The following is an 8,477-nucleotide window of genomic DNA, read 5'->3' on the forward strand; positions in this document are numbered from 1 at the left end:
CCAGACCCGGCAGCAGACCCAGCAACAGAAGAACCCGACAGCAATGGCCTGACAGCCGAAGAGGAAGCGGCAACCAACGCGGACGACAGCAACAGCGCAGAGCCGGCGCTGCCACGCTTACAGGCCCTGCCGCCTCTGCCTGAACCTGAGCCACAGCCGGACAGCACAGATGAACAGCCTGCAGTAAACACGGCAGAAACCTACCGTGACACAGTACGCGAGCGGGTGCGTCAGAGTGTGCAGTATCTCAATCAGCGGGGGCAGCTTAATGTCGTGATCATCGCCTGTGGTGCCAGCGCCGGCTGGGCTGTGGACTTTATGCTGCAACGCCCACGCACGATTCAGACCGACGACGGTGAAGACACTGATCGCGGCTACACACTGGTGATGATCGATGCAAAAGAGAACGCTTACGATCAGGTGCCACTGGTGCAGAAGCTGGGCGAACTGGAAATTCAGGTGCTTGATCTGATCAGTGAGGACTCCGGTGTCCCTGCCCGCACGGTCCAACAACGTGCCGGGCACATGCGTCATCTGCAGCGTGAAGATTATCAACAGATACGGGTTCCATCCTTTGCCGAACAGTATGACGACAACAACACTATCCTGCGGCGGGTGCGCGGATGGCTCAGAACCAACGCCGCCGGCAACGAACTTCCGGGCCAACGCTGAGGAATGACGAAAACCTTCTATACTGATTTCAACGCCTGCTGAAACCAACCGGAACATACTATGGCTACACCGATTTTTGTCACCGCCGCCAGCATCGCCGCCGAACTGCATCAGGCCATGCTGGAGGCCAAAGGACTGGCCCTGACAGCAAAAAACGCCAGGGCACTGGCGGTGCGCGCTGGTTCTAAAACCGTGGGCTTCAAAGCCATCACGCATTTTATTGATGAACTGGCGTCCGACATTATCCGCCAGTCCCAGTACATCAATGGTGTCTCCGAAGGGCTGTCGCAGCATGCCGTCGCTTTATGGCGTGCCGCTCTGGCTGCAGAAAAATTTGACTGGATCGCACATCAGCATGACCGCAATCTGGATTCACTGCAGTCTGCCATGAATCAGAGCCGCCAACAGCGCGAAGAACTGTCAGCCGCCCTGACCCGCGGACTGCGTGAGCTCGAACAACAGCTGGAAGAAGGCGATAAGCACATACGTACCGCCAACCTGATCGCCACCTCGAGTAAGGTTGAAGCGGCGTCTGCCGGAGACTTCCGCAATCAGCTCGAAGTCATCGCTCAGAATATTACCGATACGGCCGACAAAATCCGTAAGCACCTGAGCAAGGCCAGAAACCTGCTCAGTCAGAAGCAGAACTACGCCTGACAGGCCCGGAGAGAAGGAATACAGAATGCTGGCAACAACCTTGTATGAAGACGGTGATCATAAGTGGATTATGTTCGGCCGTGATCCGAACAAACCGGAAGGTATTATTGATACCAACCAATATATGATCATCAGTAGTAATCAGGCGATGCTGCTGGACCCGGGTGGTATCGAATTGTTTGCCCCTATGCTGTCGGCGGTACTGAAGTACGTTCCGGCAGAAAAAATTACCCACCTGTTCGCCTCCCACCAGGACCCGGATATTATTTCATCCCTGGGTTTATGGGATCAGGCACTGCCCAATGCCAAGCTTTATTCGCCCTGGTTGTGGGAAGGTTTTATCCGCCATTTTGGTATGGAACGTATTGAATACTGCGCCCTGCCCGATGAAGGCGCCACGATTACTCTGGGCCGTATTCAGCTACAGTTTGTGCCAGCGCATTATCTGCATTCTTCCGGCAACTTCCATGTCTACGACCCTAAAGCCGGCATCCTGATGAGCGGTGATGTCGGTGCCGCACTGGAAGATACCGATGCGCCACTGTGGGTGGATAAAATGGATACCCATATCCCCAAAATGAGGAAATTCCACCAGCGCTGGATGCCATCCAATGAAGCCAAGCTGGACTGGATCCGTCGCGTACGCCAGCTCGATATCAACATTATGGCACCGCAACACGGGCGACTGTTTCAGAAGGCTCAGGCAAAAGAATTCCTCAACTGGTTTGAGGATCTGCCGGTAGGTGTTGCCATCCGCTGAAGTAATATCGCCCTACGCGGAAAAGTACATGACATAAAAAAACGGGAGCCATGCTCCCGTTTTTTTATGTCACCGCCTCAGCGGCACCAGAAGTTCTGATTCTGCTATAACAACCAGCCCCCCACGGTGGCTGCGGCAATCATCACCATCCAGATCGATGAACTGCGCAAATGCAGACTCTGCCATTCCTGCAGTTCTTCCGCCGCCTGTTCGCCATTCTCCGCAGCGCTGTGCCACTCACGCGATTCGCCATTATGCGTCAGCGCACTGCTGCCCACAGAATGCAGCACATCGGCACTGACAATACGTACTTTCCATAAGGAGCGCTGCCACACCGGCAAAGCCCGCATAAAATTACCGGCCAGGCAGAAGGTCAATCCCAGCAGACGAACCGGAATCCACTCCAGCCAATGCAGATAACGCCAGGCTTTCTGATCGCAGTCACTGGCGCGGGCGTACTGCAGGGTAAACCAGGCCAGTAACACACCGGCGACATCCGCCACCATGTACCAGAACACCATCAGAAAAAAATATTCAAACCAGCGGTGCATCAGTGCTTTGATCACCTGCTCATTCATTTCATGCAGGTTTTCCGAGACCTCTACTTCCGGAACGGAAAGATGCTGATCCGCACAATGATATGCACCCTGATTATCCCCTTCTTTCAGATCGTGCAGATATTCCTGCAGATGACGGCCAATGCCCGCATGCGACAACACATAAAGCAGCAGCAGAATTTCCAGCGCAAAGGCCAGCAGCCCCCAGAACAGCGTATCAATCATCATAAAGCCGGCGGTCAGAATGGCTGTGGGCATAAAGACCACCAGCAGATATTTCAGATGACGCGGCACCGCCGCAAACCAGCGGAAGGACATCCAGATAGAAAGCCACTTACTGAATGTCCGGCTGCGCGTGCTGCGCTGCGGCATGGGTAACTGGTGTTGCGTGACCAGCACAATAAACAGAATCAGAAATTTCATTATTTTTACCTCTGCGGCTGGCCTGGGTGGCTGTTATACGGAATCAGTCCGCAAAACAATTTCTGCCAGCTGAATGCCGGGCCCGGGTCTGTTTTACGTCCCGGGGCAATATGTTCATGACCGGTAATCCGGTATTTACTGAGCGCCGGATATTCTGCCAGCAACTCAAGACAAACGTCTGTCAGCGCACCATACTGCGCGTCGGTATAAGGCTCATGATCTGTACCTTCAAGTTCAATACCGATGGAGAAGTCGTTGCAGTTTTCCCGCCCCTGATAACGGGACAGACCGGCGTGCCAGGCACGGTCAGCGAAGTTCACAAACTGCACTATATTGCCATTGCGTTCAATCAGCAGATGACTGGAAACCTGTAAGGCAGCAATGTCTGCAAAATACGGATGCTCATCTGCGTTCAGCTCATTGCGGAAAAACGCTTCCACATATCCACCACCATACTGCCCCGGTGGCAGGCTGATGTTATGCACCACCAGCAAAGAAACCTCTCCACCCTCTCCCTCAGGGCGAGGACCAAAGTTAGGTGACGGGCACCAGCGGGCTGAACTCAACAATCCCTGATTAATCGCCATCAGGAGAATCCTGAGTATCAGCTGAACGGCCAGAAACAGATGATCGCCACGCAGCACAAGCGCATGACGACGGGTATGTAAGAGCGAACACCGACACCGACAACAACACCGACAACATAGAACCAGAGCCTTTCTTTTTATACATTCTCAATCATACGGACTATTGCTGTCGACGCCACTTTGTCTCACATCAGCCATTAGTCAACTTTGCTGGCCCGACCGTTTGGCTTCTGTCAGTGGCGCGGATATAGTCCACAGTTACCGAATTTTACAAATGACAACCTAAGGAAGTAGCCAATGGAAATGTTAAATAATCTGATCAGCCAGATTAACGGCTTCGTCTGGGGACCACCCATGTTGGGGATGCTGGGCGTCACCGGGGTTCTGCTGACCACCGGTATGGTATTTATGCCCTGGCGCAAGATTGTTTATGCCTTCCGCCAGCTGTTTGCCGCCCATGACGACGGCCATGACGGTGACGTAAAACCCTTCAATGCGCTGGCCACCGCATTATCGGCAACGGTTGGTACCGGTAATATCGCAGGTGTTGCCACTGCAATTGCACTGGGTGGTCCGGGTGCGATTTTCTATATGTGGGTAATCGCTCTGTTTGGTATGGCCACTAAATACGCCGAGGCCGTCTGTGCCGTTACCTACCGTGAAACCGACAGCAAGGGCCGCTTTGTCGGCGGCCCTATGTATTATCTGCGCAACGGCGTTGGCGAATTTGCGCCGGAGATGGGTAAAACCCTGGGGCTGTTATTCGCCATTTTTGGAGCCGTGGCGGCTTTTGGTATCGGTAACGCAGTTCAGATCAACTCCATGGCTGCGGTAATGCACGACAGCTTCAGCGTACCGACCTGGGTAACCGGTGTTATCGTTGCGGTTCTGGTTGCTTTCGTTGTTCTGGGTGGTATCCGCCGCATTGGTGATGTGGCCGGCAAACTGGTACCGGCCATGATCGTTCTTTATGTAGCCGCGTCTCTCATTATTCTGCTGATTAATATCGCCGAGATTCCTCACGCCATCGCGCTGATTTTTACTTACGCGTTTGAGCCAGTGGCAGCCGTTGGTGGTTTCGCCGGTGCAGCCGTTGCCGCCGCCATCCGTTTTGGTGTGGCCCGTGGTGTATTCTCCAACGAAGCCGGTCTGGGTTCGGCGGCCATTGCTCACGCGGCGGCAAAAACCAACAACCCGGTGCGTCAGGGGCTGATCGCCATGCTGGGCACATTCATCGACACCATTATCGTCTGTACCATGACCGCTCTGGTTATTCTGACCTCCGGCATGTGGACCGCAACCGGTGCCGATGGCAATGGTCTGACCGGCGCCATTCTGACATCTGAAGCGTTCTCTGCCACGATAAGCGGTGGTAACTACATCGTCACCGTGGCTCTGGTAATCTTCGCCTTCACCACCATTTTGGGCTGGTCTTACTATGGTGAACGTTGCTGGCAATACCTGTTCAGCGAAAAAACCCTGATCATCTACCGCATCGTCTGGGTGATCGCGGTACTGACCTTCGCCAACGTGAAAGTGGACTTCGTCTGGAATCTGTCAGATACCCTCAACGGTCTGATGGCTGTTCCAAACCTGATTGGTCTGCTGTTACTGGCGCCGATGGTATTCCGCGTTACCCGCGAATACTTCGCCAAGCAGCCGGATTGATGCTTTCCCTGACAGTCAGAGCGCAAACAGGTGTTTGCGCTCTGGCTGTCAGTCTCTTACCACTCCACTCTTCCCCCTTCCCGCTTATTCCTCCCCTCATGGACCTCACTGTTGCCCGCCTGTGCAGGATTTCTGATTCCATGTAAAATGCCCGCCCTGTTCAGATCCAGTAGAAGAGCTCAATCATGGAACTCAGCCTTTACCAGCAAGACATAGCCGCTGCCGTAGCCACCGCCCTGCGTGAAGACGTCGGTGACGGCGACATTACCGCGCAACTGATCCCGGCTGAGGAACAGGCCCACGCCCGCATTATCACCCGCGACCGCGCCATTATTGCCGGCGTTGCCTGGGTCAACGAAGTCTTCCGCCAGCTCGATGACAGCGTCAGCGTCAACTGGAAAGTAAAGGAAGGCGAATGGGTTGAAGCCAATCAGACCTTATTTGAACTGGAAGGCAGCGCCCGCTCCCTGCTCACCGGTGAACGCTGTGCACTGAATTTTCTGCAGACCCTGTCGGCTACCGCAACACTGTGCCGCCAGTACGCTGATAAAGTGGAAGGCACTGGCGTAAAACTGCTGGATACACGTAAAACCATTCCTGGCCTGCGCATCGCACAAAAATATGCCGTCACCCAGGGCGGTTGTTTTAATCATCGCATTGGTTTATTTGATGCTTTTCTGATCAAAGAAAACCACATCATGGCCTGTGGCGGCATCACTCAGGCGGTGACCCAGGCGCACCAGATTGCACCGGGCAAACCTGTAGAAGTTGAAGTGGAAAATATGCAGCAGCTGGAAGAAGCCATTAACGCAGGCGCTGACATCATCATGCTGGATAATTTTTCACCGGCACAAATGAAAGACGCAGTGGCGTACAATAAATCTCATACTAATGGCCGAGTAAAATTAGAAGCCTCCGGTGGCATCACCGACGCAACGCTGCGCGATTATGCCGAAACCGGTGTGGATTTTATTTCCATTGGCGCGCTGACCAAAGACTGTAAAGCCGTGGATTTATCCATGCGCCTGATATAACAAATCGTTGCAGAATAATTACATTCTGTCACAATATTCCTCACCGCATTTTTGTTGTTTTTTTCGTCAGTAGTGACAATATTTGTCACTATCTGACCTCCTCCGAATACCCTTTAAACCACGCCTCACAACGACCATACAAAAACGTGATCCAGCACAAATATTCAGGGCTTGCGCGCAGTAAATAAGCTTGGCACACTTTCTTCACTGTCACTAAACTGGCGTCGTACTTCTGGAATGGACTGGAAGTCCGGATAACTAAATATCTCATCCGAGAGTGGAGAAAGACTATGAAAGCTCAACAAGGCTTTACCTTAATTGAATTGATGATCGTTGTTGCGATCATCGGTATCCTTGCAGCGGTTGCAATTCCGGCTTACCAGGAGTATGTACGTACCTCCCAGGGTGGTGCCACCATGAAGGGTGTTACCCCGTACGTTTCCAAAGCGCAGGTTTGTGTCCAGACTGGTATTGATTGTGCCAACCTGAACAGTGAAATTGATGCTGAAGCTGCTTTGGCTGGTTCTGCTACAAACTTCGATATCAACACTGGGGGCGCCCTGATTTGGACTAACGAGGGTTGTGAGTTGACTGCGACAGTCGGAACCACCGGCGGTGTATCCTATTCCATGAGGGGCATCGCTCCGGTCACAACTCCGCAGTGCGAAGAAGGTGCCGGTCTTGATAGCTAAGATCGCTTGACGAGCGCTATTTAGTAGCGCGTAGAGTCAAGGTTGTCGAAAGCCCCTGTGAAAACGCAGGGGCTTTTTATTTGGGAGCAATGTAGATGATCCTAGTTGCCTTCAGCTTCCTACTGGTCGGGTTTTCTCTATTTGCAGGCCTTATACCGATTGGCGCTGGCAATTATTCGGAGCAGCGCTTCCTGCTGTGTTTAGTGATTTGGCTGACAGTCTGCCTATGTCTTGCCAAAACTGTCGCCGGTCGCAAACACGCAGCGGGGATCGGGTGGCTTCCCTGGTTGCTTCCGCTGATTCTTATATTTCTGTCCGGTGAACTCTATCCAGCGAATTACCACGTTGAACCCCTGATGTTCGCCCTCTTCTTTCTGGGGTGTTGCCTTTTCAGCGGCCATCTGTCGCAGTCGGAAAGTCTATGGCTGAAGTTGGGCAGGGTCCTCACGGTTATTGCGTTCGTGGCACTCATCTATGGATTCATTGCCCTTATGAACTATGCCCTTGCCTTACAGGATGGCAATGCAGACATAGATACAGTTTTGACATGGGGTTTCCCCAATATCCGGTATTGGAGCCATCTGGCCAGCTGGTTGATTCCGCTTATTGCGGCGGCGCAGCGTTCCGGAAGCTTGTCGACTTTGCCAGCGGTCCGGGGGGTATTCGTGCTTGCTGGTGCTCTCTGGTGGTGGATTCTGCTTTCTACATCAGCCAGGGGCTCCGCTTTCGGGCTCTTGGTTGGATCGATAGTTGTAGTTGTGCTCTTCAGGCGGTATTCGTTGGACTGGCTTCGTTCGAATGGAGTGCAGTTGCTTGTCGGCGGCAGCCTGTGGCTAGTTTTGACCTTTTTGCTTCCCTTGTGGTTATTCGATTCAGTAGATTTAAGAGCGATTTCTGCCAGTTCCTCGGGCCGGATACCTCTCTGGATAGAGGCGTGGAATATGAGCCTCGTCAATTTTCCCTTTGGGCTCGGTCCCCAGTCGTGGTTGACGCACCCCTTAGTCTCCGATTTGCAGGTCAGCTCAAAGTCATTTGGTCACCCTCATAACATGTATCTGCTTTGGGCGGCCGAGTATGGATGGGGAGTCATCGTGGCGTTTGTTATTTTCGTTGGCGGTATTGGTCGATACATGGCCTCGAGAGGCGCAGAATATCGAGCGAAAGGTAGAGATGCCACGATAATGGGAGGATTGACCGCTTCGGTCGTGGCTGCGTTCGTGCACGCCGGTGTTTCGGCAGTGTTTATGGCACCGGCATCGATGCTTACTGGGTTTCTGGTGCTCACGATGTTCCTGGCGTTGCTCCAGGCGCCAATTCAGGGTGGCCGTTCGCCAATTCGCGTTCCGGCTCGTCCGTCGGTCAGGTTATCGGCAGGGCTGGCGTTGCCGATAATGGTGGCTGTCGGCCCCGTGGGGGCGCATGGAGTC

At 53.3% G+C, this 8,477-nt stretch carries 9 protein-coding genes; 7 read left to right on the forward strand and 2 right to left on the reverse strand.

What is annotated here, in order from left to right; translation table 11 throughout:
• The 3 genes from B2Z72_RS04380 to B2Z72_RS04390 all read left to right on the forward strand — a co-directional run.
• Positions 1-672: DUF3530 family protein (locus tag B2Z72_RS04380; RefSeq protein ID WP_297004237.1), on the forward strand; the 672-nt coding region annotated here is incomplete at its 5' end.
• A 60-nt stretch (positions 673-732) separates the two neighbouring features.
• Complete coding sequence (locus B2Z72_RS04385; protein WP_296984216.1) at positions 733-1,329, forward strand: hypothetical protein; 597 nt, start codon at positions 733-735, stop codon at positions 1,327-1,329.
• Positions 1,330-1,354: 25 nt separating this feature from the next.
• On the forward strand, positions 1,355-2,089 hold the full coding sequence (locus tag B2Z72_RS04390) for an MBL fold metallo-hydrolase (protein ID WP_296984215.1): 735 nt from the start codon (positions 1,355-1,357) through the stop codon (positions 2,087-2,089).
• A 104-nt stretch (positions 2,090-2,193) separates the two neighbouring features.
• Here B2Z72_RS04390 and ampE read toward each other — a convergent pair whose 3' ends face one another.
• Together ampE and ampD are read right to left on the reverse strand one after the other, a co-directional pair.
• Positions 2,194-3,069, reverse strand: a complete 876-nt coding sequence (gene ampE / locus B2Z72_RS04395; protein WP_296984214.1) for a regulatory signaling modulator protein AmpE — start codon at positions 3,067-3,069, stop codon at positions 2,194-2,196.
• Between the two features lie 5 nt (positions 3,070-3,074).
• The gene (gene ampD / locus B2Z72_RS04400) at positions 3,075-3,656 is read right to left on the reverse strand and encodes a 1,6-anhydro-N-acetylmuramyl-L-alanine amidase AmpD (protein ID WP_296984213.1); all 582 of its coding nucleotides are present in this window, start codon (positions 3,654-3,656) and stop codon (positions 3,075-3,077) included.
• A gap of 297 nt (positions 3,657-3,953) precedes the next feature.
• Here ampD and B2Z72_RS04405 point away from each other — a divergent pair, with 297 nt between their 5' ends.
• The 4 genes from B2Z72_RS04405 to B2Z72_RS04420 all read left to right on the forward strand — a co-directional run.
• Positions 3,954-5,324, forward strand: a complete 1,371-nt coding sequence (locus tag B2Z72_RS04405) for an alanine/glycine:cation symporter family protein (RefSeq protein WP_296984212.1) — start codon at positions 3,954-3,956, stop codon at positions 5,322-5,324.
• A gap of 185 nt (positions 5,325-5,509) precedes the next feature.
• Positions 5,510-6,358 carry a carboxylating nicotinate-nucleotide diphosphorylase gene (gene nadC, locus B2Z72_RS04410; protein WP_296984210.1) on the forward strand — a complete coding sequence of 283 codons (849 nt, stop codon included), beginning with the start codon at positions 5,510-5,512 and terminating at the stop codon, positions 6,356-6,358.
• A 290-nt stretch (positions 6,359-6,648) separates the two neighbouring features.
• Positions 6,649-7,050 carry a pilin gene (locus tag B2Z72_RS04415; RefSeq protein WP_297004239.1) on the forward strand — a complete coding sequence of 134 codons (402 nt, stop codon included), beginning with the start codon at positions 6,649-6,651 and terminating at the stop codon, positions 7,048-7,050.
• 95 nt (positions 7,051-7,145) lie between these two features.
• Positions 7,146-8,477, forward strand: a 1,332-nt coding sequence (locus B2Z72_RS04420) for an O-antigen ligase family protein (RefSeq protein ID WP_297004241.1), incomplete at its 3' end; no start/stop codon positions are given.

Source organism: Thalassolituus sp. UBA6592, from assembly GCF_002433655.1.
GTDB lineage: Bacteria > Pseudomonadota > Gammaproteobacteria > Pseudomonadales > Oceanobacteraceae > Venatoribacter.

Excerpts from the sequence above, each read along its gene's own strand:
- B2Z72_RS04385 (WP_296984216.1), top strand. The coding sequence starts at position 733 with ATGGCTACACCGATTTTTGTCACCGCCGCCAGCATCGCCGCCGAACTG.
- B2Z72_RS04390 (WP_296984215.1), top strand. The coding sequence starts at position 1,355 with ATGCTGGCAACAACCTTGTATGAAGACGGTGATCATAAGTGGATTATG.
- ampE (WP_296984214.1), bottom strand. The coding sequence starts at position 3,069 with ATGAAATTTCTGATTCTGTTTATTGTGCTGGTCACGCAACACCAGTTA.
- ampD (WP_296984213.1), bottom strand. The coding sequence starts at position 3,656 with ATGGCGATTAATCAGGGATTGTTGAGTTCAGCCCGCTGGTGCCCGTCA.
- B2Z72_RS04405 (WP_296984212.1), top strand. The coding sequence starts at position 3,954 with ATGGAAATGTTAAATAATCTGATCAGCCAGATTAACGGCTTCGTCTGG.
- nadC (WP_296984210.1), top strand. The coding sequence starts at position 5,510 with ATGGAACTCAGCCTTTACCAGCAAGACATAGCCGCTGCCGTAGCCACC.
- B2Z72_RS04415 (WP_297004239.1), top strand. The coding sequence starts at position 6,649 with ATGAAAGCTCAACAAGGCTTTACCTTAATTGAATTGATGATCGTTGTT.